A 25,051-nucleotide genomic window follows, 5' to 3' on the forward strand; every position below is an offset into this window, starting at 1 on the left:
GGGGTCCAAGGGGGAGGAGTCCGGATCGCCGGTCTGACGCAGCAGCCCGAGCGTGGCCTTGAGCTCGCGCAGCGCCGAGGACGTGGTACCGGTCAGGTCGGTGAGGATCCTCTTGGTCTGCTGGGGCTGGTCGAGTACGAGATGGGCGGCGGTGCCGGCCTGGGCGTTGGCCAGTGCGAGGTGGTGGGCGACGACGTCGTGCAGTTCGCGTGCGATGCGCATGCGCTCCTCGGTGACGCGCAGGCGTGCCTCCTCCTCGCGGGTGCGCTCGGCGTGCTCGGCCCGGGCCTGCACCGCTTCCAGGTAGGCGCGCCGCAGCTGGGTCATCCTGCCGACCGCCAGGGGCAGCAGCAGCCAGAAGACGGGGCCGATCGTGCGGAGCAGCACCGACAGGTCGTCCAGGGCGTCGGAGAGCACGGATGTGAGCACCACCACGGCGATCGTGGTGATGCCGAAGAGGCGTGCGGTCCTTCGGTCGGTGAGCGTGGCCAGCCAGTAGAGCGCCGCCATGACCGGCGCCAGCAGCAGGGGAGTGAGCAGGTATCCCAGGGCGCTCATGGCCACCGTGCAGACCGCGGTCACGGCGACGGCGGTGCGCGGGTGACGGCGGTGCCTCAGCAGGGCGAGGCAGGACACGCCCAGGAGCACGGTGACGGTCTTCCCCTGATCCGGCGGGTCGGCACCGGGCAGGCTGAGATTGCTGCCGAGGGCCGCGCAGCCCATCAGCGCCATGACTGTCGCCGCGTCGACGACGAGGGGGTGGCGGGCCGTGAACCGGTCGACGCGGTCCTGGTAGCGCCGCTCCAGGCTGTCACTCATCGGGTTCTCCGGTCGGTGGGCTGGGTCCATGGTGGACGGCTCGGGTGTGGACGGCCGACGGGGCCGCCCGTGTTCTTCGCCACAGGCGGCCCCTGGCCGGGCAGGCGGACGGGGGTCAGGCGCGCGCCACTTCCCGGTCGGCCGTGTCACCGGGGGCACCGGCGGGCGCCGGTTCCGTGGCGTCGTCCGGCCGGCGGCTGAGCGCCTCGCCCTCCACGTCCACGCGGGGCAGCAGCCGGTCCAGCCAGCCGGGCAGCCACCACGCCCGGTGGCCGATCAGGGCGAGGACGGCGGGCACGATCGCCATACGGACCACGAAGGCGTCGAGCAGGACGGCGGAGGCCAGACCGAAGCCGATCATCTTGATCATCGAGTCGCTCTCACCGATGAACCCCGCGAACACCGCGATCATGATCAGCGCGGCGGCCACCACCACCCGGGCGCTGTACCGGAATCCGGAGACGATCGCCTGGCCGGGCCGCTCGCCGTGTACGTACGCCTCCCGCATCCGCGCGACGAGGAAGACCTCGTAGTCCATGGCGAGACCGAACACGATGCCCACCAGGAAGATCGGCATCAGGCTCATGATCGGGCCGGTCTGCTCCACGCCCAGGAGTTCCGCGCCGTGGCCCTGCTGGAAGACCACGACGACCGCGCCGAGGGAGGCCAGCACCGACAGCAGGAACCCGAGGGCCGCCTTGAGCGGGACGAGCAGCGACCGGAAGACGACCAGCAGGAGCACGATCGCCAGACCCACCACGACGACGAGGTACGGGACCAGCGCGGCCTGGACCTTGTCGGCGATGTCGATGTTCACCGCGGTGCTGCCGGTGACCTGGAAGGTCGCCCCGGTCCCGGACTCGATGCCGGGACGTTCGCCGCGGATGGTCTTCACCAGGTCCTTGGTCTTCTCGTCGGTCGGCGCGGTGGAGGGCACGACCGAGAAGACCGCCGTGTCACCGGCGTCGTTGAACTGGGCCGGCGAGACGGACACGACCCCCTTCGTGGCACCGATCTCCTGGGAGACCGTCTGCGCGGCGGCCTTCGCGTCATCGGCGCCCCGGGCGTCCACGACGACGGTCAGCGGCCCGTTGAAGCCGGGACCGAACCCCTCGGCGAGCGCGTCGTACGCGCGGCGCTCCGTGGTGGAGGTGGGCTTGGCCTCGTCGCCGGGCATGCCCAGCTGCAGGCTCGTCATCGGCACCGCGAGGGCCCCGAGACCCACCACGCCGAGGATCAGCACGGGGACGGGACGGCGCAGGACGAACCGGGCCCAGCGGGTGCCCCCGTTGTGCTCGCCGCCCTCGGTGCTCTCCGCGCTCGCCTTGACGCTCCCGCTCCGGCGGGCACGGCGCGAGAGCACCGCGTCCGGCCAGAAGCCGAGGATCGCGGGAACGAGCGTGAGAGCGATCAGTACGGCGACGACGACCGCGCCCGCGGCGGCCAGGCCCATCTTGGTGAGCATCGGGATGCCGACCACCGCGAGCCCGGCCAGCGCGATCACGACGGTGAGCCCGGCGAAGACCACCGCGGACCCGGCGGTGCCGACCGCCAGTCCCGTCGCCTCCTGGGGCGTACGGCCCCTGGCGCGCTCCTCGCGGTACCGGGAGACGACGAACAGGGCGTAGTCGATCCCGACCGCGAGGCCCAGCATCATGGCCAGCGTGCCGGTCGTCGTGGACAGGCCCAGGGCGTCGGCCAGGGCCAGGATCGAGGCCATGCTCACCCCGACACCGACGACGGCGGTCAGCAGGGGCAGCCCGGCGGCGGCCAGCGAACCGAAGGTGATCAGCAGCACGACGGCGGCCACCGCGATACCGATCACCTCGGCCACTCCGCCCGCCCCGCCCTGGTCGTCCAGGGCGGAGCCGCCGGCCTCGACCGTCAGGCCCGCGTCCCGGGCCCCGTCGACGGCCTGCCGCAGGTTCTCCTTGCTGGCGTCGGTGAGCTCGGTGGCCCCGACCCTGTACGTGACGGTCGCGTACGCCGTCGAGCCGTCCTTGCTGATCGCCCGCGCCTGGAAGGGGTCCACGGCGCCGGCGACCTGCTTGCCGTCGGCCAGTTCGTCCACGGCCTTCTCGATGGCGGCTTTGTTGCTCGACGCGGTGACCTTCTGCCCGTCGGGGGCGACGAAGACGACCCGGGCGGTCGCGCCGTCGGCGGTGGCCCCGGGGAAGCGCTGCTCGATCAGGTCGAACGCCTTCTGGGACTCGATGCCCGGCATGGAGAACTCCTCGTCGGAGGCTCCCGGTGCCTTGAGGGCGGACAGCCCCACGACGGCCAGGACGGCCGCCCAGAGCAGGGCGACGTACCAGCGTCGCCGGAAGGCCAGACGGCCCAGTCGATACAGAAAGGTAGCCACGGCAGACAGGTCTCCACGTCCGGTGTCGAATGTCCGCCAAGGTTCTCCGGGACCGGGCCGTCCCGTCGTCGTGCGCCTGCCGACAATTCCGGCTACTGAAACCGCAGTACGTGCTGCCCGGCACGTCCTGCGAGGAGACGACACACCAGGAGACGGCAGGAGGAGCGACGCCGGGAGGAGACGACACACCGCTGCGGTCAGCAACAGCGCGATCAGCTGTGGGAGAGCGCGAAGGAGACCAGTGTGTCACGCAAGTCATGCACCGGAGCAGAACGGGAAACCGGTACGAAGTCGGGTGCCTGACGGCCCTGACCCATACGCCGGTAAGGAGGCTGACTGATGCACGATCTGGCACGGTTGCTGGACGACGCGATGCACCGGCACCACTTGAGCGCCGAGGCCGTGGCCCTCGCCACCGGTATCCGTACCCCTCGCGTCAGGGCCTTCCTGGAGGACGGCGCCGCGGGACCCGTTCACCCGACACGGGAGGAACTCGTGGAACTCTCCAGGCTTCTGGCTCTCCCACAGACAGAAGTACTCGAAGCGAGCCGGCGCCGTCCCAGCCGCCCGAACCGTATGCGGAGGGACGCGGTACCGGGCTGAGCCGAGCGCTCCTGCGGCTCAGTGCCTCCGCAGCGTACGAGCCAGGAGCAGCACCGCCCCGGCCGCCGCCCCCACGGACAGCAGGCCGCCGGAGGAGCGCCAGGAGAGCGCCGACCACCGGGACCGCGCGGACAACGCCGATCCCGTACTCAGCACCGATCCCACCGAGACCAGCGACAGCGCGGAACCGATCGAGCCCGCCGACAGGGCGCTCCCGATCGAGCCGACGGACAGGGCCGAACCGACGGACCCGACGGACAGGGCGGAGCCGACGGACCCGATGGACAACACCGACCCCACCGAGCCGATCGACAGCACCGAGTCCCGCGACCACAGGGACAACGTGGAGCCCGAGCAGGGGGGACGCGTGGACTGTTCGGACAGCTTCGTCATAAGGCCATTTCAGCAGAGCGCGCCGGATCCGGGGCACCTTCGCAGGCCCTCAGGGGTGAAGGTGCAGGTCTCACGGAAGGACTCCGCGCCCGGTGCGCCGCCGTTCCAGAGGTGGAAGAAGACGTCCGAGGCGAGACAGTGCTGGTCGACGCCTCCGTCGTCGCGCCCGGGAATCAGATCCCGGAACGCCCCCGCCACACCGGTGCTGGTCCAGGCCCCCCGGCGCTCCCACTCACGCCGCTGCTCGTCCCAGGCCTCGGGCCCTTCTGATGGATCTCCGGTGTGACGATCACACGCAGAGTGTCCCGCAGGCCCGCAGGCCCGCAGGCCCGCAGGCCCGCATGCGCCTCGGCGTGCGGTGGGGCGGGTCACCGCCCAGCCGTGACACGGGCACCCGTCACAGACGTACGCGGCCGCGGCACCCGGACATGCCGGGCCATCCGTTCCTGCAGGCGGGCGTGGCGGAACTGGTACACGGGGCCGACCTGCCGCAGGATCCCCAGCCGGTGGGCGTCCGCGAGGAAGGCCTGGAGCCGCCACGGAAGCCGGCCGCGAGCAGCCGACAGCAGACGCGCCACGGTGTAGTACGGCCACGCGCAGGCGGCCAGAGTGAGCACCAGCCCGGTCCAGCCCATGCCCAGCAGCCCGCTCTGCAGCCAGGACAGCGCGATGTCGCCCTGGAACCCCCGTGAGGTGGCGCCCTTGTCCAGCACGACGAGGATGCCGTAGGGAACGGAGATGAGGAGAGCGCCCGCGCACCCGCTGACGAGCGTGACGAGCCGGTCGGCCTGGACGGTCGAGACCGGGTCGGTGCGGTCCTCGGTGCTCGTCGTGCCCCGGAGCCAGTAGAGCAGGGCCTGCACGGTGCCGAAGACGAGGCCGATGGCCAGGCCGTACATCCAGGGCACGTCCGGCGCGTACCAGAACGCGCCCTCGGGTCCCGAGCTCGGCGCCTTCGGCACCACCGCATAGGAGTAGAGACGGAGAGCGGCCGTGGACAGGACGGTCGTCACGACGACCGTGGCCGCGGCGCGCGGCAGCCGGTGCCGCCAGCGCCGCGTGCCGAGCGTGCCATGGCTCGGCATGGACGGCGGGGCCGGGAGCCCGGCGCTGTGGAGGACCAGCAGGTAGGCGAATCCCATGAAGCAGACGCATCCGAAGACGTACCACCCGGCGGACGCCACCGGGGGCTTGATGACCGTGCCCGGGAGGGCGAAGGCGACGCCGCCGCACACGGCGGTCCGGACGGCGCTCAGGAGCCGGCGGGGGTCGGCGGCGGAGCGTTCGGCGACCCGGGCGGCGTACCAGCACATACAGGGGAGTGCGAGGGCCGCGCCCTGCAGATACCAGAGCGTGGCCGCCCAGTCGCCCGGCAGGAGGCCGGGGAGGGCGCCGCAGATGCCGTAGCCCAGCAGGGTGAGGGCGATCAGGATGACGGCCCAGATCTGGGAGCGGGACCAGACGCGGGCCGAGACCGGCACCCAGCGGTACAGCTGCCACCACGCCAGGTCGTTGGTGCCCTGGCGCTGCATCCCGGCGGCCAGATGGGCGAGGTGCCGGTGGGCGCGCTCCGGGCTCCAGGGGCGCCCCGCCGGGTCCTGGCTCCGGGCCCGGGCGTAGACGGCCGGGACGAGGGCGTCGAGCAGATGGTCCTCGACGGCCTCCCTGGTCGGGAGGCGCCGCAGCTCGGACGGGTCGCGTGGGTCGCCGTGGTCGTCGGCGTACACCGTCCGGGCCAGGGCGACCATGAGGGGACTGGTCAGGGCCTGCGCGAGAGGGCCCTGGGGCTCCTCGGCCAGATGCCCGTCCAGGGCCCTCCAGTGTTCCTGCCGCGGGCCGGGCGGCGTGGCCAGCCGCAGCAGACCGAGGGCGTCGGACGCCGACACGGGGGCCGGCTCGACGACCGCCGCGCCGACCAGGACACCAGCGCCGTCCACGGCCGCGGTGTACGCGCTGGTACGGCAGGTCAGGACCACGGGCGCGTGGGTGTCGAGGGTGTCGTTGAGGGCCGCGAGGACGGCCGCGTGACTGGAGGGCGGGAGCTCGTCCAGACCGTCGATGACCGGCAGCACCCGATGCCCCGCGAGGAGGTCCTCGACCGCGCTCGGACCGTACGTGTCCACATCGGTCAGGGCGGGATAGTCGGCGGCGATACGGCGGCACAGCCAGCCGTGCACGTTTTCGCGCGCCGGGTCGAACGAGGCCGCGGTGAGCAGCACCGGCACCGGCTCACCGCTCTCCCGGGCCCGCAGCAGCGACAGCGCGAGCAGCACCGCGAACGTGGACTTCCCGGCCCCGGCCTCGCCCAGCACCACCAGCCGGCCGCGCGACAGCCGGCGGAACATCGCCGCCAGTTCGTCCATCCGGTCCGCGCGGCAGGACACCGCCTCACCGATCAGCTCCCGGTGATCACACACTCCGTCCCGAGGGGAATCCGACCAGACCACCGGCAGAGGCGCCGGATCGAACAGCTGCCGCAGCCGCCCCTCGGTACGCCACTGACGCTCCACCAGCCTGGCCAGGGCCCCCTCCGCCTCCGACAGCTGCTCCGTACCGGAACGGCCTCGCCGGGGATCACGGCGCCACGCCCACACCGACAGCACCCCGAACAGACCGACGACCGTCGCGAGCACCGAACTCGCCGTCGCGATGAAGTCGCCACCCCGGCGATCCCAGAGCAGGGTCAGCGACAGGGCCAGTACCCCGCACAACCCCCACGTCAGCACCCAACGTCCACGCACGCGTGTCCGCCCCCTTCATGCCCCTGATTTTTTGCTGGTGTGACAGGTCAACGAGGTGAGACGGGACGAGAAACGCTCGTGCCGGAGCCCGTGGCCGGAACATCCGGTCCGTGACCGCACGACAGCAACCAGAAACCAACCTGATCAAACATCGGGGCAATGCTTCGACGGGTCGAACAACCGAAGGCGAGGCGGGCGCCGTCCGCCCCGCCACCTCACCCCCATCACGGCTGATCCGGTGTGCTGACGCGTCTTGGGCTGCTCGGGAAATCGAACGAGTTCACACTCTTGACACGTCTCTGTCGCAGGCAGTCTTATGTGCGACGGCGTTTGTTTCAGCCAAGTTTTGCTTGATCTCGTGCTGTCCTGTCGTGATGGACGAACAGGCGGACAGCCGGACGGAAGGGAACAACCCCCGATGCGCCGAGCCTGGCTCTTCGTGCTTGCCGTGCTGATAGGTCTACTCCCGCAAACCCTTCTGATGGGCACCGCGCACGCGGCCACCGTCACCACCCCGACCAACGGCACCCAGTTCACCGACACCACGGGTGCGGTGGTGCACGCCCATGGTGGCGGTGTGATCAAGGTCGGCTCGTACTACTACTGGTTCGGTGAGAACCGCAACGAGGACAACACGTTCCGGTACGTCTCCGCGTACCGCTCGACCGACCTGAAGACCTGGGAGTTCAGACGCCATGTCCTGACCCAGGCCACCGACCCCGAACTCGCCGTCGCCAACATCGAACGCCCGAAGGTGATCTTCAACAGCACCACCGGCAAGTTCGTGATGTGGATGCACAAGGAGAACGGAAGCGACTACAACGAGGCCCGCGCGGCGGTGGCGGTCTCCGACACCGTCGACGGCGACTACACCTGGCAGGGCAGCTTCCGGCCGCTGGGCTACATGTCCCGTGACATCACGCTGTTCAGGGACGACGACGGCACCGGCTACATGATCTCGGCCGCGAACAACAACCGCGATCTGCACGTCTACCGCCTCAGCGCCGACTACCTGACCGTCGAGAGCCGCGTCCAGCTGCTGTGGGCGGGTCAGCTGCGCGAGGCGCCGGCGATGTTCAAGCGCAACGGCGTGTACTTCCTGCTCACCTCCGGCGCCACCGGCTGGAACCCCAACCAGCAGAAGTACGCCACCGCCTCCAGCGTCACCGGCACCTGGAGCGCGCTGCAGAACATCGGCGACTCCACGGCGTACGGTTCGCAGACCGCCTACGTGCTGCCGGTGCAGGGCACTTCGGGCACCGAGTACCTCTACATGGGCGACCGCTGGGGCAACTCCTTCGGCCAGAACGTCAACGCCTCCAAGTACGTGTGGCTGCCGCTGGAGTTCCCCACCGACACCACCATGACCATGGACTGGTTCCCGCAGCTCAGCATCGACACCGCCACCGGCAAGGTAGACGGCGTCGGCGGACCGTGGGAGAGCCTCGCCGCCCGCCACAGCGGCAAGTGCGCCGACATACCGAGCAAGTCCATCGACAACGGGATCCAGCTCACCCAGTACACCTGCAACGGCGGTATGAACCAGGCCTGGTGGTTCAAGGACCTCGGCAACGGATACGTGCAGCTCATGGCCAAGCACAGCGGCAAGTGCGTGGACGTGGCCGACAACTCGACCGCCAACGGCAACAAGATCATCCAGTGGACCTGCGGCACCGGCACCAACCAGCAGTGGCAGCTCCAGGACGCCGGTGACGGCTATGTCCGACTGGTCTCCCGGCTCAGCGGCAAGTGCCTGGACGTCAGCAGCGCCTCCACCGCCGACGGCGCCAAGCTGATCCAGTGGACCTGCGGCACGGGCACCAACCAGCAGTTCAAGCGCGGAGCCTGAGCACCAGGGGCCGTACCCGCGCACGACAACGCACAGCGGTCTCGACCGGAGTTCACCGGTCGAGACCGCTGTGCGTTCCCCGTGGGTGGTCCGGGGCCGTCACCCACCCCCGAGGTCCTCCTCACGCCGGCTCCGGGTGATCAGCCATGTGCCCCCCACTGTCAGCAGGGCGAACAGCGCCAGTCCGGCGCCCTGCGCGGCCAGGAGCCACAGCCGGTCGGCCAGGCTCAGATCGCCGGTCAGTGTGACCTGGAGGGAGCCGACGGCGAAGGCGATCGCGGCGGTGAACACGGCGACGACCTCGACGACCCGCACGGACGAGGTGTGCAGGGAGCGCTCCAGCCGCACGTTCGCGGCCGTCTGCCGGTCCCAGCGGCGCTGCTGCTCAGTGTCCCGCAGGGCCCGCAGCCGCCCCTCCTGGATGGCGTCCCGCCGGGCCAGATACTGGTCCTGCAGCACTCCGAGGCTGGCGGTGGGGCTCCCCGCCAGCAGGGTGAGGGCCGTGTCGATGCGGTCCAGCGCGGCGTCGTGCTGCCCGCACATGTGCAACCCGGCGGCGAGGCGAGCGTGGAACATGTGGTCGCGCGGATACGCCTCGACCGCCTCCTCCGCATGGCTCCGCAGCAGCTCGCCCTGCCCTTCGAACGGGGCGGCGAGGGCCAGCCCGTTGAGGCAGATGTCCACGGTGTGCCGGGTACGCCCTGCCGCCGACCAGGCCCGCTCCAGCAGTTCACGGGCGTACGAGACGGTGAGCGCCCGGCTGCCGAACGCGGCGAAGGACCGCAACGCCACGAAGACCGGCTCGTCGCGGAGCGGGCCGGCGGCGAGCGCGAGGGGCGAGGACGACAGGAACGCGTGGAGTTCGTCGAAACAGAAGTTCGCCCGCAGCTTGCCCGCGTGGAAGAGGGTGAGGAAGTAGGCGGCCTGTTCGCCCGCGGCCCCCGTGCCCGCCTCGCCCGCCGCCGCCGCGAGATCGGCCGTCGGCTCCAGACCGCCCCGGTTCAGGAATCCGTTGCCGAGTCCCCACTGCTCGGCGACCACACCCCGACTCCCGTCCGTCACATGGACGGCCATCCAGCGGGCGCACTCCAGCGCCGTACGAGCCGTGGGCCGCTCCTCGAAACGGCTGCGCCAGTAGCGGTCGGCGCACCGGAAGTACGGATCCCCGCCGAGGTCGGCCGAGTTCACCTCGAAGCCGGGCTGGACTCCGGCCGCCGCCAGGTCGGCGGCCACTTCGGCGCAGATGCGGTCCCGTTCGCGTGGATCCGTCGTGCGCGCCTGCTCCAGCCGCGCCGTGAAGCCAGCCGTGTCCATGCTTCCCCTCGTCGCTCGCGATCCCGCCCCCGCGACGGTGATCACCCCGAACCTACAGCTGGGAAGCGGGAGTAGAGCGGCCTGGTGCTTGCAGGGGCCCCAAGCGTGGATCACTCCCCACTTTCGTGCTAGCGTCCTCGCGACGAGAAAAGCGGGGAGTGGTCCCCACTACCTGCTCGGGGTGGACGCAGCGGGAGGGCGGGCGTGGCGGATACGGCACTGGTGCTGGGCGGAGGCGGGCTGACCGCGTACGCGTGGCAGGTCGGCGTGCTGACGGGGCTGGCCGAGGCGGGGGTGTACCTCACCGGCGCCGACGTGCTGGCCGGCACGTCGGCCGGCTCGCTGCTCGCGGTCGACCTGGCCGCGGGGGCCGCGCCGGCTGACCTGTACGGGGAACAGGTCAGCCGGACGCGGGCCATGCTGGAGGTGGACTTCACCCTCACCATGACGGTCAAGTACCTGTGGGCCGCGCTCGGTTCACGTGATCCGGAGACCGTGGTCAAGCGGCTGGGCAGGCTCGCGCTGGCCGTGAGGGACGTGTCGGAGACCGACGTCCTCGACGCGATCCGCCCTCAACTGCCGGTCCAGGAGTGGCCGGAGAGGCCGGTACGGCTGTTCGCGGTGGACGCGCTCACCGGCAAGCCGGCCGGCTTCGGCGCCGACAGCGGCGTCTCACTGGAACGGGCGATGTCGGCCACGTGCGCCCTGCCCCCACTGTTCCCGCCGATCACGATCGACGCCGGACGCTGGATGGATGGCGGCGTGCGCTCCACGACCAACGCCGACCTGCTAGGCGACTGCCACCGGGTCGTCGTGCTGGCCCCGATCCCCAAAGGCCCCGGCGCGAGCCCGGACACCGCCGACCAGGTGGCCTCCCTGGCGGCAGCCGGCACCCGGGCCACCCTCCTGACCCCCGACCGCCCGGCCCGCAGAGCCTTCGGCCGCAACCCCCTGGACGCCTCCCGCATCCCGGGCGCGGCCAAGGCGGGCCTACGCCAGGGCAGGGAACACGCCGAGCGGATCGGCGCGGTCTGGCACGGCTGAGTGCGGGGCTGCGGCGCGGGCCTCAGTTGTCGGCGGGCTCGTAGGCGCTGATGACATACAGGGCCTCGTCGTCGATGGCATCCTTGTCCCAGTCCAGCGTGATCCGCAAGGGACGCCCGTCGTCGGCGTACTCCACGTCCGCCGTGTCCGCACTGTCGAGCCGGGCCCGCTCCAGCATCCTCAACAGGTCGCCGATGGCGGGTACTTGACCGGGCACCTGCCGCCTCGCCCGCCGCCCGCTGTCGTCCAAGGCGGTCATGGCGGCCCCTTCGAAGACGACTGCACCTGTGACGCCGGCCGGCTCCTGAAGGTTCGCCCGGCGCACGGCAGTTCAGCCAGAGGGTCACGTAGCCGGCACGGCGAATAATGCTTTGCGCGGCGGGCCCCGGGTGCCTAGCGTCGCTTTTCCATGGGCGCGGAGGACGTGCCCTGCTCGCGGCTTGAGCCGGATGGGAGGTGCGGAGCCGAATGACCAGTCGTCTCCTCGCGCTCTGCTTCGACGCGCACGACCCACTCCGTCTCGCGCGCTTCTGGGCCGGCGTCCTGGACTGGGAGATGACCGACAACCCCCAGGACGGCATCGCGCTTCTGCCGAGCGACGACACCGGGTTCCGGCTCCGCTTCCTTCCGACCCAGGAGCAGAAGACCGGACAGAACCAGGCGCACTTCGATCTCACGAGCACATCCCTCGAGAACCAGCGGCAGACGGTGGCGAGGGCGCTCGAACTCGGCGCCCGGCACATCGACATCGGTCAGGGCCCGGACGAGGATCACGTGGTGCTCGCGGACCCTGAAGGCAACGAGTTCTGCGTCATCGGGCCGGACAACGAGTTCCTCGCCGACTGCGGGTTCATCGGAGCGCTTGCCTGCGACGGTTCGCAGGGGGTCGGGTACTTCTGGAGCGAGGCGCTGGGCTGGCCGTTGGTCTGGGACCAGGACCAGGAGACCGCGATCCGCTCGCCGCACGGCGGTCCGAAGATCACCTGGGGCGGTCCGCCCCTGATGCCGAAGACCGGGAAGAACCGACTGCATTTCGACATCGCTCCACCCGCAGACGGTGACCAGCAGGCGGAGGTCGACCGTCTCCTCGCCCTCGGGGCGACGCGCATCGACATCGGCCAGGGCGAGGTCGACTGGGTGGTCATGGCCGACCCCGATGGCCATGAGTTCTGTGTGCTGCCCCCGCGATAACGCGACCGGCCGAAGCACGACACAACAGCACGCCGGCCGTACCCGTCCCGCTTGAAGCCGTGGGCCTCCCATGCGGGGCCCCGGGCCGCTGACGACGCGGGACTCCGCCACCGCGCGCCGTCCGGTGGCCCAAGCCCTCCGGGGACCGGCGCGAGCGGCTGCCGCGCCCCTTGCCTTTCGCCCGTGGCGGGTGAGGCGCCACACCTGGGTCCTGGGATGCGATGGGACCGGCGGCAGGGCAGGCGTCGGCCGCTGCCCGGGCCCGACTCCGCTCCGCGTCCCGGGCCGACCGGGCGAGGTGGACACCGTGACCCACTGGCGGGCACTGATCGTCCTGGGCACCGCCCAGTTCCTGATGGTCCTGGACACGTCCGTCATGAACGTCTCCATCAGCCGGCTGGTCGACGACTTCGACACCGAGGTCACCGCCATCCAGGCCGTCATCACGCTGTACGCGCTGGTCATGGCGGCGTTCATGATCGTCGGCGGCCGGCTCGGAGACATCCTCGGACGACGGCGCATGTTCTTCCTGGGGCTGGTCGTCTATGCCACGGGGTCGGCCCTGACCGCCGCGGCCCCCGCCCTGTGGGTCCTCGCGCTGGGCTGGTCGGTCATCGAAGGGCTCGGAGCCGCGATGGTGCTGCCCGCCATGGCGGCCCTCGTCGCCGAGAACTACCGCGGGCGGGACCGGGCCGTCGCCTACGGCGTCGTCGGCGGACTGGCCGGCGCCGGGATCGCGGTCGGCCCGCTGCTGGGCGGCTGGGTCACGACGTACCTCACCTGGCGGCTGGTCTTCGCCGGTGAGGTGGTCATCGTCGCGGCCGTCCTGTGCTTCCACCGCGTGATCGAGGCGTCCCCCAGGACCGGCCCGAGCCCCCGGCTGGACGGTGTCGGCGCCGCCCTCTCGGCGGGCGGGCTGGGGCTGGGCGTGCTCGGTGTGCTGCAGAGCGGCACGTGGGGATGGGTCGAGCCCCGCAACCCGCCCTTCACCGTTCTGGGCTTCGCCCCGACCCTGTTCGTCATCGGCGCCGGCGTGGCCGTGCTGGCCGTCTTCGCGCACTGGGAGCGGCGGCGGGACGCCCACGGCACCGATCCCCTGGTGCACCTGGCTCTCCTGCGCAGACCCACGCTGCGCTCGGGCCTGCTGTCGCTGCTGAGCCAGAACCTCATCCTCCTGGGCCTGTTCTTCACCATCCCGCTCTACCTGCAGGTGGTCCAGGGGTTCGACGCCTTCCAGACCGGTCTGCGGCTGCTCCCGGTCTCCGCCACCATGCTCGTCGCCTCCACGGTCGGCTCCCGGCTGGGGCGGGTGGCGGGCCCGCGCCGGGTGGTCCGCCTGGCCCTCGTGGTCCTGGCGGCGGCGATCGTATGGCTGCTGGCCACCATCGACCCGGTCATCGACGACGCGCAGTTCGCCGGAGCCATGGCCCTGCTCGGCGTGGGCATGGGCCTGCTCGCCTCACAACTGGGCAACGTCGTCCAGTCCGGCGTGGCCGAGGAGGAGCGCAGCGAGGCCGGCGGACTGCAGTTCACGGCCCAGAACCTGGGCTCCGCGCTGGGCACCGCACTCATCGGATCGCTGCTCATCGGCGCGCTGGCCCAGGCCTTCACCACCCAGGTGGAGGGCGACCCCCGACTGTCGGAGGAGGCCCGCAGGCAGACCGGCGTCGCCCTCGAAGCCGGGATCACCTTCGTCCCCACCGAGCAGGCGCGCTCGGCGGCCGAGCGCGCCGGGCTGCCGCCCTCCGAGGTCGACGCCCTCGTGGACTCGTACGCGTCGGCGCAACTGGACGGGCTGAAGGCGGCGATCCTCGCCACCGGTGGGATCACGCTGGCCAGTTTCCTCGTCACACGGCATCTGCCCGCCGGGCGGGGGAACGGTACGCAGCCCTCCGGCACCGGTGCGCCGGTCGAAGCACCGGGTCAGGCGCGCTGAGCCGGAAGGGAGTTGCAGGACGACGCCGGTACCACGCATCACGCGGTCCGCACCTCATCCATATGGTCCGTCCCTCGCCCTTACAACCCCCCGCTGCCCATGCCCGACGCTCCTCAGAGGCTCTCCGCACGGATCCTCCCCGAGCGGGCGGCGGCGCCCAGCGCCTCGAAGTCCCGCTCGTTCTGGTCGGCGTACGCCTGGGCGAACCCGGCGAGAGCCCGGTCGAAGCGGTCGCTGCCGCCCAGGTAGGCGGCGATGGCGACCGGGTCGCCGGAGCGGGCGTGGGCCCGCGCCAGACTGGCCCCGCACAGCCGCGCGAACAGGCACAGCAGGTCAGGTCCCATGGTGTCCGGGCGCGCGATGCCCTTCCAGTCCCTCAGCTGCCGTACGTAGAAGTCCCGGCCGCGCCCGTCGAGGCCCACCCCGTGCGTCCAGCCCAGGAAGATGTCGCCGGCCGTCTGGATCAGCCGCTGTCCGGCCACGACCCGGCGGCCCTGGTTGTCGTAGCGTTCGCCGTCCGTGTGGGCGGCGAGCACCGACTCCTGGGCCTCCTTGGCCTGCAGCAGCAGGGGATCGTCGTCGTCCCTGCCGAGCAGGAGCATGATCCAGCAGCGGGTGCCGACACTGCCGACACCGACCACCTTGCGGGCCAGGTCCACGAGGCGGTAGTGGCGCAGCAGGTGCCGGCGCTCGGAGGGCAGCGTCCGGGCGTACCCCTCCAGGAGGGCCCGGAGTTCGTCCTCCGGCCCACCCCTGTGTCCGCCACTGCTCCTCCGCCCGTCCTCGGGCGGGTCGGTCAGCAGATCCCGGAGCGGAGTGATCAGCGGCGGGTCCGGTGCGATCCGTCGGCCCTCGGCCGTGACACGGGTGAGTTTCGCGAACGCCTGGAGGTGAGTGCGCGTACGGGCCCGTGCCGTCGCGTCGGCGGTACGGCGCCTGGCCTCCTTGTCCATCGACGAGGCCAGGAGCTGCCGCAGGCGGTCGGCGTCGTCCTGCGCGTACCAGATGTCCAGGGTGCGCATGCCGGCGAACTCCCGCATCCGTCGCCGGTAGGCCCGCACGCACGCCTCCACGGCGCGGTTCTGCTCCCCGACCGGGAAACCGCCCGCGCGGCCCGCGATGGCGAAGCTGGCCGCCAGCCGTTTCACGTCCCACTCGAACGGCCCGGCCAGGGTTTCGTCGAAGTCGTTGATGTCGAAGACCAGACGGCGCTCCGGCGAGGCCATCAACCGGAAGTTCAGCAGGTGGGCGTCTCCGCAGAGCTGCACCGTCAGACCCGTGCTCGGGACGGGCCCGAGGTCCGTGGCCATGACCGCGGCCGCACCCCGGTAGAAACGGAACGGGGACTCCAGCATCCGGCCGTAGCGGATCGGGACCAACTCGGGTACCCGCGTGGCTGATTGCGCCTCTATGACCCCCACGGGGTCGGGCCGCTCCTGCCCCGCCTCGAACCAGCCGTGGCAGGAACGGGAGGCGCGCCTGCGCGCGCTCCTGCCGTACGCCGCCCTCTCGATGGGTGTCAGGGAGGACGTGAACGCGCTCGGTACGGTCATGGCTCAACCTCCTGGCCGCCGTGCTGACGCCGGGGAGCCCTACTCCGACGGCGGCTCACGGCCCTGCCACCGCAGCCCCGCCCGGACAGCGCTCGCGAGCACCCGTGCGGCGACGCCCACGAGCAGCAGACCGCCCGCCATCTGGACCATCGTCACCACCCGCCCCGTCTGGGAGCGGGCGGTGATGTCGCCGAACCCGACGGTGGTGAACGTGGTCAGCGTGAAGTAAAGGGAGTCCGTCCTCGTCAGCGGTTCGCTGAACGAGTCGGGAGTGGAGCGGTCCAGCAGGTAGTAGGCGCCGGCGAAGAGCACCAGGTAGAGCGCCAGCGTGGCGGCCAGCGCCTCGACCGCCTTCAGACGGGGATGGGGAGAGCGCAGGATGACCCGCACCTCCCACAAGAAGACCAGGACGACGACGAGCAGGCCACACGCGAGCACGGCCTCCGCACCGATCGTGTCGATCCGGTCCAGGGGCAGCAGGTAGTAGGCGGCGACGAGCCCCGCCGCGATGAACACGGCTCGCGCGACGGTCACGGCCGCCGCCCGCCGACCGGGTCCCCGCCCGGGCCGGGTGTCTTCCGCCCGGGCAGCCGGAGGATCGCTCATCTCGTGCCTCTTCGCTCGGTCCAACCGGACAGGTCGCTCGGTTCACGGGGATGTCGCTCGGCCCGCCGGACACCGGTGGACGCGTCCGACCCCACCTCATCGCTCCGCTGCCGCCGACGGATCACCCGCCACGGGTGACCCGCTGCCCCGGCGGCACGCGGAACGCTGGCCGGTGAGGCCCCGTACGACCTGAGGCCTCGTACGGCCCGAGAACCCGTACGACCTGAAGCCCCCGCACGACCTTGAGTCCCCGTACGACCTGAAGCCCCCGCACGACCTTGAGGCCGCCCGCACGACCCGAAGCCCGCACGACCCGAAGCCCGCACGACCTGAAGCCCCGCACAATCCCGAGGCCCCCGCACACCGCCCCGCCGACGGTCCGGGAGCGCCTGTTCGAGCCGCGCTCGCTCTCGCGTGGCGAGCCGCACTCCGCAGATCACGCACCCCGGCACCGGGCTGACCCGCCGAAACAGCCCGAGTCTCCGCCCGGTACGGAGCCAGGGGACCGAGAACCGGCCCTGCCGGAGTGGCCGCCGCATCCGGCCGTCACCTGGCTGCGGTGTGCCGGCCGCGGCCGGAGCGGCGCACACGACCAAGGAGCATCCATGGTCCCGAACAACGCCGCCGGACCGTCCCACTCCGGCGGCGGCACCCCGGAAACCAGCCGCCATCTGACGGCCGGGGAACACGCGGAGTACGAGCGCCTGCGCGGCGCCGCGAAGGTACGTCACCGGCGCCTGCGCCACGTGGGAGCCTCCGTCCTCCTGCTGCTGGCCCTCCTGCTCGCTCCCCTGGCCGTGGTCGCGGCCTGGGTGGACGACGAGGTCTCCGACACCGACCGGTATGTGCAGACCGTCGCGCCGCTGGCGTCGGATCCGGCCGTCCAGGACGTCGTGATCGACCGGCTGACCAACCGTGTGGTGGAGAACGTGGACGTCGAGGCGGTGACGGCCGCGCTCACGAAGGCACTCGCGGACGCCGGGGCGCCACCGAGTGCCGTGGAGGGGGCCGCGGCGCTCGACGGGCCGCTGCTGTCCGCGGTCATGACGACTGCGGACCGCGTCATCACCCGCGTGGTCACCAGCGACGCCTTCCAGCAGGCATGGGAGGGCGCCAACCGACGCGCTCACGCCGCCGTGGTGAACATGCTCACCGGAGAGCGGGAGGGCGCCGTGCGCGCCACGGACGACACCATCGAGCTGGACCTCGGAGTGGTCGTCGACGAGGCACGACAGAGCCTCGTCGACGCGGGCTTCGACAAGGCCGCCGCCATCCCCGACACCGACCGGACGGTCACGCTGTTCGAGACCGGGCAACTGGGCAAGGCCCAGGACGCGATGCGGCTGCTGGACGTCGTCGGCACCTGGCTGCCCGTACTGACCGTCGTACTCGCCGCCCTCGCCGTGTGGACCGCTCCCGCACACCGGGTGATGCTCATGGTCACGGCCGCCGGCGTCGGCGTGACGATGGTGGCGCTGCTCGTCGCGCTGGCCGTCGTACGACGGGCCTACCTCGACGCGGTCCCCTCGTCGGCCCTGCCCGCCGACGCCGCGGCGGCGATCTTCGACACCTTCGTCCGCTTCCTGCGCGACAGCACACGCACTCTCCTCGTCGTGGCCGTCATCACCGCGCTGGCCGCCTACCTGTACGGCCCCGGACGCGCGGCCCGTGGCGTGCGGGCGCTCGCCCGGCGGGGCACCACGGCCGCCGGGCGGTCACTGCATCGCGCCGGGGTACGCACCGGCTCGACCGGACGCTGGCTGGACGACCACCGGCCGTGGACCACCGGCGTCGTCATCGGGGCGGGCGCGCTGGCGCTCGTGCTCTGGAACCACCCCACGGTCGGCGCGGTGGCGCTCGTCCTCGGCGTGGTCCTCGCCGTGCTGGTCGTCGCGGCGGTACTCGCCGCCGCGGCGACACCGGAGCCGGCGGCGGCCGACGGTGAACCGGCCGGACCGGTCCCGTGACACACGCCCGGCCGGTTGCGTGAGCCATGGTCAGGAAGCCCGCCACGCTCGGCGCTCCCGCCACCGTCCAGGGCACCGGCCCCCATACGTGAACGAGGGCTGGACCGACGGGGTCGCTCACCCGTCCAGGCGCGCCGGGCAGGGCGTGGGCGACAGGCGGCCGCCAGGATGGAGGTGCCGGGCCGTCTCTGCCGCGTCGACGGGTCAGCGATGCCGGGCATGACACACGCCTGCCTTGCGCTGGAGTGCGCGCGAGCGCTTACTGTCCATGGCGGAGGATCCGTGCTCGTGTGGGGGGAAGGGGCGTAGCTCGTGGAAACCGTCGACTTCATCGAGACGTTGCGCCGGGACGGTAAGTCGCTGGTTGACCTCGCGACAAGCGCCGGTTGGGACGCGAAAGTGCCGACTTGTCCCGGATGGCTCGTGCGGGACCTCGTGGCGCACACCGGAAGCGTGCACCGTTGGGCCACCGGCTATCTCGCCGGAATGACGCGACGCGTACCCATCGAGCCGTGCGCGCCGCAGAACGCAGAGGACCTCGCGCCCTGGTTCCGCGACGGGCACGGGGCGTTGGTGGACGCCCTCACGGCTGCCCCCGTGGACCTGGAGTGCTGGACATTCCTTCCCGCACCGACACCCCTTTCCTTCTGGGCGAGGCGCCAGGCCCACGAAACCGCCATCCACCGGGTCGACGCCGAGAGCGCAGCGGGCGCCGAACACACCGAGTTCTCCCCGGAGTTCGCTCGGGACGGGATCGACGAACTCCTGACGGGATTCCATGTGCGCTCCAAGAGCCGGGTGCGCACAGAGCAACCACGCACCCTGCTGGTGGAGGCGACCGATCCCGGCTCGGACCCGGCGCAGCCAAGCGCGTGGCTGCTCCGCCTCTCCGAGGAGCCGCCACGTGTCGAACGCCTGACCGATGCAGACGCCGAACCAACCGACTGCGTCGTCCGCGGTCCGTCCCAGGCGCTGTACCTCGCACTCTGGAACCGAGGGCGGCGCCAAGACCTGGACGTGACAGGGGACGCCTCGCTCGCCGAGCTGTGGCACAGCACTTCGGCGGTATAGGCGGCAGACGAGCCCCGAGAGGAGGTCGCCTGCTCAGCGCCGATGCGAGTCGCCGCGTCCCCGCAAGTCACGCGTGAACCCGCCACTCCGCGTCGGGAATGGGCCCTTCCGATGCGTCATAGACGTGATCGGCCCACTCACGTGCCACGAACACCGGACGAGTGAGCAGGATGTCTCCGGCGCGCTGCGCACGCAGCACGACCCCGAGCTCATCAGCGCCCGGGTCCCCTTCCTGGGAGAAGTACACGTCGTCTCTCAGGCCCCGGGACACCACGTACTCGATGAACAGGTCCGCCAGCCTGGACGGCACCTGCCCGACCAACCGCAACCCGTCCATCGTGACCTGCGGACCGTGCAGACGGCTTGCTTCGGAGAACAACCAAGGTCCCTACGCCGCAAGGCCGTTCGTCCGATGGGCGGTCCGCGGCAAGTTCGCCTCCGAGATCAGCATCCCGGCCCGGCCGCGTCGGATCTTCCACCGCCGCTCGACGCCGACGAACGCTGGGCGACCGCCCGGCGCCTCTTGAACGACGACTCCATCGAGACCAGGGACCGCGTCGCCGGGCTGATGGTCCTCCTCCATGGCCAGTTCCCTGCGAGGACCTGCCGCCTGACCACGGCGCACGTCATCCACGACGAGAACGGCGTCGCCCTCCGCCTCAACAGGACCCCGCTGAAGCTTCCACCGCCCCTCGACGGCCTGGTCCTCCAGCTCGTCGACATCGCCCACGACCACGAACGCACGGTGATGTTGAACGAGCCCAACGCACCCTGGCTCTTCCCCTCGGTGCAGATGCCCGGTCGGCCGGTGACCAGCAAGCAACTCGCCCGGCGCCTGCGCGACATCGGACTTCCCACCGAGGCCGGACGATGCGCGGCCCTGCTCGACCTCTGCACACAGATGTCCGCAGCCGTGCTTCAACGTCTGCTTGGGACCAGTCCATCGGCTGCCGAGCGATGGGCGGCCGGGGCTGTGAGGACCGCCTACGCAGCCGAGGTGGCCCGCCGATCCTAAGAAGCCGCGCGAGAGTCTTGAGAAGAAGTCTTTGCATAGATATCTTCTCGTTATGTCTGAACTACGACCACGCATGCTGTCTGACATCGACGCACTCAAGGCCCTCGCTCACCCGCTGCGCCAACAACTGATGACCTGGCTTCAGCGTCATGGTCCGGCCACGTCCGCCGACCTGGCTGCCGAGTTCGGTGAGGACCGCGGCGCGACCAGCTATCACCTGCGGCAACTGGCCCGGTTCGGGTTCATCGAAGAGGACGCGGACCGCTCCTCCGGGCGTCGCAAGTACTGGCGAGCCATCCCACAGGACGTGCGGCTGCCGCGCCGCCCGACCGAACCCGAGGTTGCTCTCGCCGCCGAGGAAATCGGCCGGCAATGGATGGAGCGTGCTGATCGTGACCTGACCGCCTACCTGTCCAACAGAGAAACGTTCGGCGAGTTTGCAGCCAGCGCCATGCACTCCTTCGGCAGCACCATGCTCACCGCTGAAGAACTGGCCGAGTTCAGTGAGGAGTACATCGCCTTCCTCAAACGCTGGCACCGGGAACCCGGTCAGGCGCCCCCCGGCAGTCGGCACATCTCCGTGGTGTTCCATGCCTTCCCCACCCCTGACAGCGGGGACGCGTCGTGACCGCCCCGACCGCCGAACGAACCGCCGAACGGCCCTCGTTATGGCGCAATCGCGAGTTCGTCGCTCTGTGGAGCGGTCAGGTCGTCTCGACCCTGGGTGCCCAGATCAGCGGGACGGCGATGCCGCTGCTTGTGCTTGCGACCACCGGATCGCCCTCCGACGCCGGGATCGTCGGAGCCGTCGGCACGCTCCCTTTCCTCGTCGCTCACCTGCCGGCCGGAGCGCTGGTGGACCGGTGGGACCGCCGCAAGATCCTGCTGATCAGCGAACTCGTCGCGGGACTGGCACTCTCCACCGTCCCGGTTGCCATGTGGTGGGGCAAACTCACGGTCGCTCACCTTGCTGTGATCGCCTTCGTGCAGGGACTGTGCTTCGTCTTCTTCGGGCTGGCCGAGCGCAGCGCACTCCCGAAGATCGTCCCTGTCGCGCTCTTGTCCACCGCAGTGGCCCATAACGAGGCCAGGAGCCGCGGTGCGGCTCTGGCCGGTCCTCCCTTGGGCGGAATGCTCTTCGGCATCGACCGCGCCATGCCGTTCCTGGCCGACGCGGTCTCCTACGTCGTTGCCTCCATCGGGCTGTTGTTCATCCGAAGCGACTTGCAGAACCAGACAAAGCCTCCGGCGGAGCCTCTGTGGCAGTCGACCACCGCAGGTTTGCGCTGGGTCTGGCGCCACCCCCTCATCCGCGCAGCGATCCTGTTGATCGCCGTCAGCAATCTGATCTTCCAGGCCCTCGTATTGATCCTGGTCGTTCTCGCCCAGCATCAAGGCGCCACATCCACCACCATCGGAATGATGCTCGGCATCTACAGCGGTGGCGGTCTGATCGGCGCACTCGCGGCGAGCAGGCTCCATCGTCACTTCAAGCCCAAGACCGTCATCGTCGGCGTCAATTGGATCTGGGCTGCGCTTCTGCCACTGTTCGCACTCACGTCGAGCCCTCTGCTGATAGGTGCCATCGGTGCTGCCAGCGCGTTCATCGGACCGTTGTGGAACGTTGTGATCATCACCTACACAACCGTCCTGGTTCCCAACGAGCTACTGGGGCGCGTCACCAGCGCGGCCATGACCCTGTCCTGGGGGGTCATGCCGCTGGGCTCCCTCGGTGCCGGATACCTGCTCACCACCATCGGACCAATCGGCTCTGTGTTCGTACTGGCCACGGTGATGCTTGTTACCGCGGTCATGGCCACCGTCAGTCCGGCTGTCCGGCATGCCCCGCTGATCCCCGCGCACGACACGTCGGCCTAACCTCGACCGCCAGCTGCGGGAGTCCGCCGCCCGGTGCCTGGCTCTATTCCGCGCTGGGAGCGACTGCCTCGGCCGGCGGTGACGAGGAGGTCGGGAGTGCGGATCTCAAACGCTTTGCGGCAGCGGCCAGTAACTCGTCGAGAGCCTGGTTGAACCGTGACCTTGTCGCCCCGAGCTGCGCGTGCTCCGTACGCCTGCTTCACTCGCTTGGCGCTTGCCTTGGCTTTCGGTGTCACCGAAGGCGGCGACCTGCTTCGACAGCTCTGTGTGACCACTCTCAACCGGGTGCCGTAACTCTTCAGCTCGCGGGCGTAGTTGAGAAGGACTCTGGTACATGCGAGACCGAGGAGTCAGCTGTTTTGCGGATTGGCACCCCGTTTCTTCCTGTGGTCTGAGCTGAGTAGCCGTTCAAGAACGTCGCTACATCATCGAATCCTTGTTCGTAACCAACTGGGTGCTGGTCAAGTCTTGATGACGGTGGCGCCTCCACCGCAGAGGGCGGTGAGGTCCTCCGGGTCGGAGGTCAGGATCGTGACTGGGGCTGGGGCGGCGAGGGCGGTGGCGCCGAGCATGGCATCGATAGCGTATTTGTGGCCGTGCAGGCCGGCGTCGGCGAGGAGGGCGGCGGCGTGTCGGGCGATGGGTTCGGTGACCGGTTCGACGACGAGGCGAGACAGTGTCCACTCCAGGGCTGGCCGGTTGATCCGGGGGTGGACCACCTCGACGAGGGTTGCCGCAGAGGTGATCACTCGCAGGTCGTCGGCGCGTGCGAGGGCGAGCCAGCCGGTGACTGCGCGATCGCGCAGCACGGCCTTGGCCAGCCCTTCGCTGTCCAGGACGAGGGTGCCACCGGGGACGGCGGGAGGGCGGGTCACGCGGCGTTCGCCCCGTCCTGTGCCTGCTCCAATCGGGCCTGGTGCAGCTGGTCGCGGAGAGCCTGGATTTCCTCGTCCGTGACGGGCCCGTGCTCGGCCTCGGCGACCTGGATGAGCTCGTTCAGATTGTCGCGTTCGATCTGACGGGCCACGGCGGCGGCCACATAGGCGGACAGCCCGGAGGGGCCGCTGCGGGCCTTGGCGGCTTCGGCGATGTCGCGCGGCATAGTGATCGAGTACTTGCCGGTAGGCTCACTCATGCTACTCATCCTACCCCTCATCCTCCCTGTCGGCTTCGGAGTCCACCTTGCAGAGAGATCCCTCTATGGGTCGCTTTGTTGTCTTGTGCGTTACCTGGCGTGCACAGCGAGGACGCCGGGGGCCCCACTGCACCCTGGGCCCGAAGCGTTCATCTGGTCAGAGAGGCGGTGGACGTCATGAGGAGTTCGGCATCGCAGACACACGGCGTTCCCAGACGGATAAGTGGTGGCAAGACCGTGATTGCGGCGCGGGCCAGCAGAAACACCTCCGCGGGAAGTGCGATCGGACGTCAGGGCGCTAGCGGACGAGCTCGGCGCCGCGCTGGTCCGGGCGGTCCGACTGGGCGCCGCCGATGAGTCGGTCTCTGCGGGGACAAGCCACGGCTCGGTCTCCACCAGCTGGTATGACTTCGCGCTCGGCTGTCTGGAGATGCGCTGGCCGCAGGTCGCGGCGAAAACCCGCAACGAGACCAACGATGCACTGTGCGCGATCACCCAGGCGATGCTCCGGAACGTACGAGGCCGCCCTAATGGCGAGTTGCTGCGGCAGGCGCTGCGGGACTGGGCGTTCGTCGTGCCCCGGCCGGAGCCGCGTATGGCGCCCGCCGACGTGCGGCTTGCTCTGCGCTGGGTGGAGAGGGCGTCACGCCCCTTGGCCGACCTGATGGACCCCGTCGTAATGCGGGCGGTGATGCAAGCCCCGCAGCTGAAACAGGACGGCACGATCGCAGCCGCCGCGACCCAGAGAAACAAACGCATGACCCTCGTGAACGCAGTGCGGTACGCGATCGAGCAGGGCGGACTCCGCACCGACCCGATGGCCCCCATCAACTGGCGGATCGCCAAGACCGTAAAGCAGGTCGACCCACGGGTAGTCGCCAACCCTACCCAGGCGACAAGAAAGGCGCTGATCTGCATTTCTGCAGTTCAGCGCCTTGGCCCGGAGTGCCCCCGGCAGGATTCGAACCTGCGCACACGGCTCCGGAGGCCGTTGCTCTATCCCCTGAGCTACGGGGGCTTCGTCGGGCGCGGTGTGCGCGGCGACGGGTAGAACCCTACCAGCTTCGGAAGGGTGATCATGAACGGGTTTCTGGGGGTGCGGGATCGGGTTGGCCTGGGCGAGGGCGCACGGACGGGGTGGAAGTGGGGAAAACCCGGACGCGGCGGCCGGTGCCGACCTACTCTCAAGTTGTGCCAGCCGCGTCCGGCCGGGTCCTCGTTGTGGACGACAACAAGGTCATCCGGCAGCTGATCAGGGTCAATCTCGAGCTTGAGGGGCTCGAGGTGGTGACCGCGGCCGATGGTGCCGAGTGCCTGGACGTCGTTCATCAGGTTCGACCGGATGTCGTCACGCTCGACGTCGTCATGCCCCGTCTCGACGGGTTGCGTACCGCCGCCCAGCTCCGCAGCGACCCCCACACCCGAGATCTGCCGATCGCCATCATCAGCGCCTGTAGCCAGTACGAGGTCGAGGCCGGGCTCGATGTCGGTATCGACGCCTTTCTCGCCAAGCCGTTCGAGCCTGTCGAACTCGTGCGGATCGTAAGGGAGTTGATCGAGCGAGGGGAGCGAGG

23 protein-coding genes and 1 tRNA gene are annotated in these 25,051 nt (G+C 70.4%); 11 read left to right on the plus strand and 13 right to left on the minus strand.

Annotated elements, in window-relative coordinates:
- Both FNH04_RS16410 and FNH04_RS16415 read right to left on the minus strand, forming a co-directional pair.
- A partial coding sequence (locus FNH04_RS16410) for a sensor histidine kinase (protein WP_228031422.1) occupies window positions 1-819 on the minus strand: 819 nt, incomplete at its 3' end.
- Between the two features lie 115 nt (window positions 820-934).
- A complete protein-coding gene (locus FNH04_RS16415; protein WP_322723167.1) occupies window positions 935-3,181 on the minus strand; it encodes an MMPL family transporter in 2,247 nt (748 codons plus the stop codon).
- 339 nt (window positions 3,182-3,520) lie between these two features.
- On the opposite strand from FNH04_RS16415, the gene FNH04_RS16420 reads away from it, so the two are divergent.
- On the plus strand, window positions 3,521-3,784 hold the full coding sequence (locus FNH04_RS16420; RefSeq protein ID WP_152784885.1) for an XRE family transcriptional regulator: 264 nt from the start codon (window positions 3,521-3,523) through the stop codon (window positions 3,782-3,784).
- Window positions 3,785-3,802: 18 nt separating this feature from the next.
- Here FNH04_RS16420 and FNH04_RS16425 read toward each other — a convergent pair whose 3' ends face one another.
- The 3 genes from FNH04_RS16425 to FNH04_RS16435 form a co-directional block, all read right to left on the minus strand.
- Window positions 3,803-4,177 (minus strand): hypothetical protein, encoded by a 375-nt coding sequence (locus tag FNH04_RS16425; protein ID WP_152784887.1) that lies wholly within the window; start codon window positions 4,175-4,177, stop codon window positions 3,803-3,805.
- A gap of 9 nt (window positions 4,178-4,186) precedes the next feature.
- Entirely contained in the window at window positions 4,187-4,375 is a 189-nt protein-coding gene (locus FNH04_RS16430) for a hypothetical protein (protein WP_152784889.1), read from the minus strand.
- Between the two features lie 170 nt (window positions 4,376-4,545).
- A complete protein-coding gene (locus tag FNH04_RS16435; protein ID WP_152784904.1) occupies window positions 4,546-6,918 on the minus strand; it encodes an NACHT domain-containing protein in 2,373 nt (790 codons plus the stop codon).
- Window positions 6,919-7,336: 418 nt separating this feature from the next.
- Here FNH04_RS16435 and FNH04_RS16440 point away from each other — a divergent pair, with 418 nt between their 5' ends.
- Window positions 7,337-8,767 (plus strand): RICIN domain-containing protein, encoded by a 1,431-nt coding sequence (locus tag FNH04_RS16440; RefSeq protein WP_152784913.1) that lies wholly within the window; start codon window positions 7,337-7,339, stop codon window positions 8,765-8,767.
- Window positions 8,768-8,866: 99 nt separating this feature from the next.
- Here FNH04_RS16440 and FNH04_RS16445 read toward each other — a convergent pair whose 3' ends face one another.
- Window positions 8,867-10,081, minus strand: a complete 1,215-nt coding sequence (locus FNH04_RS16445) for a hypothetical protein (protein WP_152784915.1) — start codon at window positions 10,079-10,081, stop codon at window positions 8,867-8,869.
- Between the two features lie 204 nt (window positions 10,082-10,285).
- Here FNH04_RS16445 and FNH04_RS16450 point away from each other — a divergent pair, with 204 nt between their 5' ends.
- On the plus strand, window positions 10,286-11,125 hold the full coding sequence (locus FNH04_RS16450; protein WP_322723168.1) for a patatin-like phospholipase family protein: 840 nt from the start codon (window positions 10,286-10,288) through the stop codon (window positions 11,123-11,125).
- A 22-nt stretch (window positions 11,126-11,147) separates the two neighbouring features.
- Here the strand turns inward: FNH04_RS16450 and FNH04_RS16455 are convergent, their stop codons facing one another.
- The gene (locus tag FNH04_RS16455) at window positions 11,148-11,384 is read right to left on the minus strand and encodes a DUF6174 domain-containing protein (protein WP_152784917.1); all 237 of its coding nucleotides are present in this window, start codon (window positions 11,382-11,384) and stop codon (window positions 11,148-11,150) included.
- A 209-nt stretch (window positions 11,385-11,593) separates the two neighbouring features.
- Here FNH04_RS16455 and FNH04_RS16460 point away from each other — a divergent pair, with 209 nt between their 5' ends.
- Window positions 11,594-12,316, plus strand: a complete 723-nt coding sequence (locus FNH04_RS16460; protein WP_152784919.1) for a VOC family protein — start codon at window positions 11,594-11,596, stop codon at window positions 12,314-12,316.
- A gap of 307 nt (window positions 12,317-12,623) precedes the next feature.
- Window positions 12,624-14,252 (plus strand): MFS transporter, encoded by a 1,629-nt coding sequence (locus tag FNH04_RS16465; RefSeq protein ID WP_322723169.1) that lies wholly within the window; start codon window positions 12,624-12,626, stop codon window positions 14,250-14,252.
- A gap of 113 nt (window positions 14,253-14,365) precedes the next feature.
- Here the strand turns inward: FNH04_RS16465 and FNH04_RS16470 are convergent, their stop codons facing one another.
- Both FNH04_RS16470 and FNH04_RS16475 read right to left on the minus strand, forming a co-directional pair.
- Window positions 14,366-15,805 carry a DUF2252 domain-containing protein gene (locus tag FNH04_RS16470; protein ID WP_152784921.1) on the minus strand — a complete coding sequence of 480 codons (1,440 nt, stop codon included), beginning with the start codon at window positions 15,803-15,805 and terminating at the stop codon, window positions 14,366-14,368.
- Between the two features lie 39 nt (window positions 15,806-15,844).
- Window positions 15,845-16,411 carry a potassium channel family protein gene (locus tag FNH04_RS16475; RefSeq protein ID WP_152784923.1) on the minus strand — a complete coding sequence of 189 codons (567 nt, stop codon included), beginning with the start codon at window positions 16,409-16,411 and terminating at the stop codon, window positions 15,845-15,847.
- Between the two features lie 605 nt (window positions 16,412-17,016).
- Between FNH04_RS16475 and FNH04_RS16480 the strand changes: the two genes are divergently transcribed.
- Window positions 17,017-18,378: a hypothetical protein gene (locus FNH04_RS16480; RefSeq protein WP_152784924.1), complete on the plus strand. Its 1,362-nt coding sequence runs from the start codon at window positions 17,017-17,019 to the stop codon at window positions 18,376-18,378.
- 312 nt (window positions 18,379-18,690) lie between these two features.
- A complete protein-coding gene (locus FNH04_RS16485) occupies window positions 18,691-19,449 on the plus strand; it encodes a maleylpyruvate isomerase family mycothiol-dependent enzyme (protein WP_322723170.1) in 759 nt (252 codons plus the stop codon).
- Window positions 19,450-19,516: 67 nt separating this feature from the next.
- On the opposite strand, the gene FNH04_RS16490 is transcribed toward FNH04_RS16485, so the two are convergent.
- Window positions 19,517-19,828: a hypothetical protein gene (locus FNH04_RS16490; RefSeq protein ID WP_228031424.1), complete on the minus strand. Its 312-nt coding sequence runs from the start codon at window positions 19,826-19,828 to the stop codon at window positions 19,517-19,519.
- Between the two features lie 144 nt (window positions 19,829-19,972).
- Between FNH04_RS16490 and FNH04_RS16495 the strand changes: the two genes are divergently transcribed.
- From FNH04_RS16495 to FNH04_RS16505, 3 genes are all read left to right on the plus strand, one after another.
- A complete protein-coding gene (locus tag FNH04_RS16495) occupies window positions 19,973-20,464 on the plus strand; it encodes a hypothetical protein (RefSeq protein ID WP_228031425.1) in 492 nt (163 codons plus the stop codon).
- A gap of 73 nt (window positions 20,465-20,537) precedes the next feature.
- Window positions 20,538-21,092: an ArsR/SmtB family transcription factor gene (locus tag FNH04_RS16500; RefSeq protein ID WP_194236702.1), complete on the plus strand. Its 555-nt coding sequence runs from the start codon at window positions 20,538-20,540 to the stop codon at window positions 21,090-21,092.
- Window positions 21,089-22,342 carry an MFS transporter gene (locus FNH04_RS16505; protein ID WP_322723171.1) on the plus strand — a complete coding sequence of 418 codons (1,254 nt, stop codon included), beginning with the start codon at window positions 21,089-21,091 and terminating at the stop codon, window positions 22,340-22,342. Before FNH04_RS16500 ends, FNH04_RS16505 begins: the two co-directional genes overlap by 4 nt.
- 461 nt (window positions 22,343-22,803) lie before the next feature.
- On the opposite strand, the gene FNH04_RS46555 is transcribed toward FNH04_RS16505, so the two are convergent.
- From FNH04_RS46555 to FNH04_RS16520, 3 genes are all read right to left on the minus strand, one after another.
- Window positions 22,804-23,217, minus strand: coding sequence for a PIN domain-containing protein (locus FNH04_RS46555; RefSeq protein WP_322723172.1), 414 nt, complete (start codon window positions 23,215-23,217; stop codon window positions 22,804-22,806).
- Complete coding sequence (locus FNH04_RS16515) at window positions 23,214-23,477, minus strand: CopG family transcriptional regulator (RefSeq protein ID WP_152784928.1); 264 nt, start codon at window positions 23,475-23,477, stop codon at window positions 23,214-23,216. The genes FNH04_RS46555 and FNH04_RS16515 overlap by 4 nt, the downstream gene beginning before the upstream one ends.
- 946 nt (window positions 23,478-24,423) lie before the next feature.
- Window positions 24,424-24,495, minus strand: a tRNA-Arg gene (locus FNH04_RS16520).
- A 125-nt stretch (window positions 24,496-24,620) separates the two neighbouring features.
- Between FNH04_RS16520 and FNH04_RS16525 the strand changes: the two genes are divergently transcribed.
- The coding region (locus tag FNH04_RS16525; protein WP_322723173.1) for a response regulator at window positions 24,621-25,051 on the plus strand (431 nt) is incomplete at its 3' end.

This window comes from Streptomyces phyllanthi (assembly GCF_009377205.1).
In the GTDB taxonomy this organism is placed as follows: Bacteria; Actinomycetota; Actinomycetes; order Streptomycetales; family Streptomycetaceae; genus Streptomyces; species Streptomyces phyllanthi.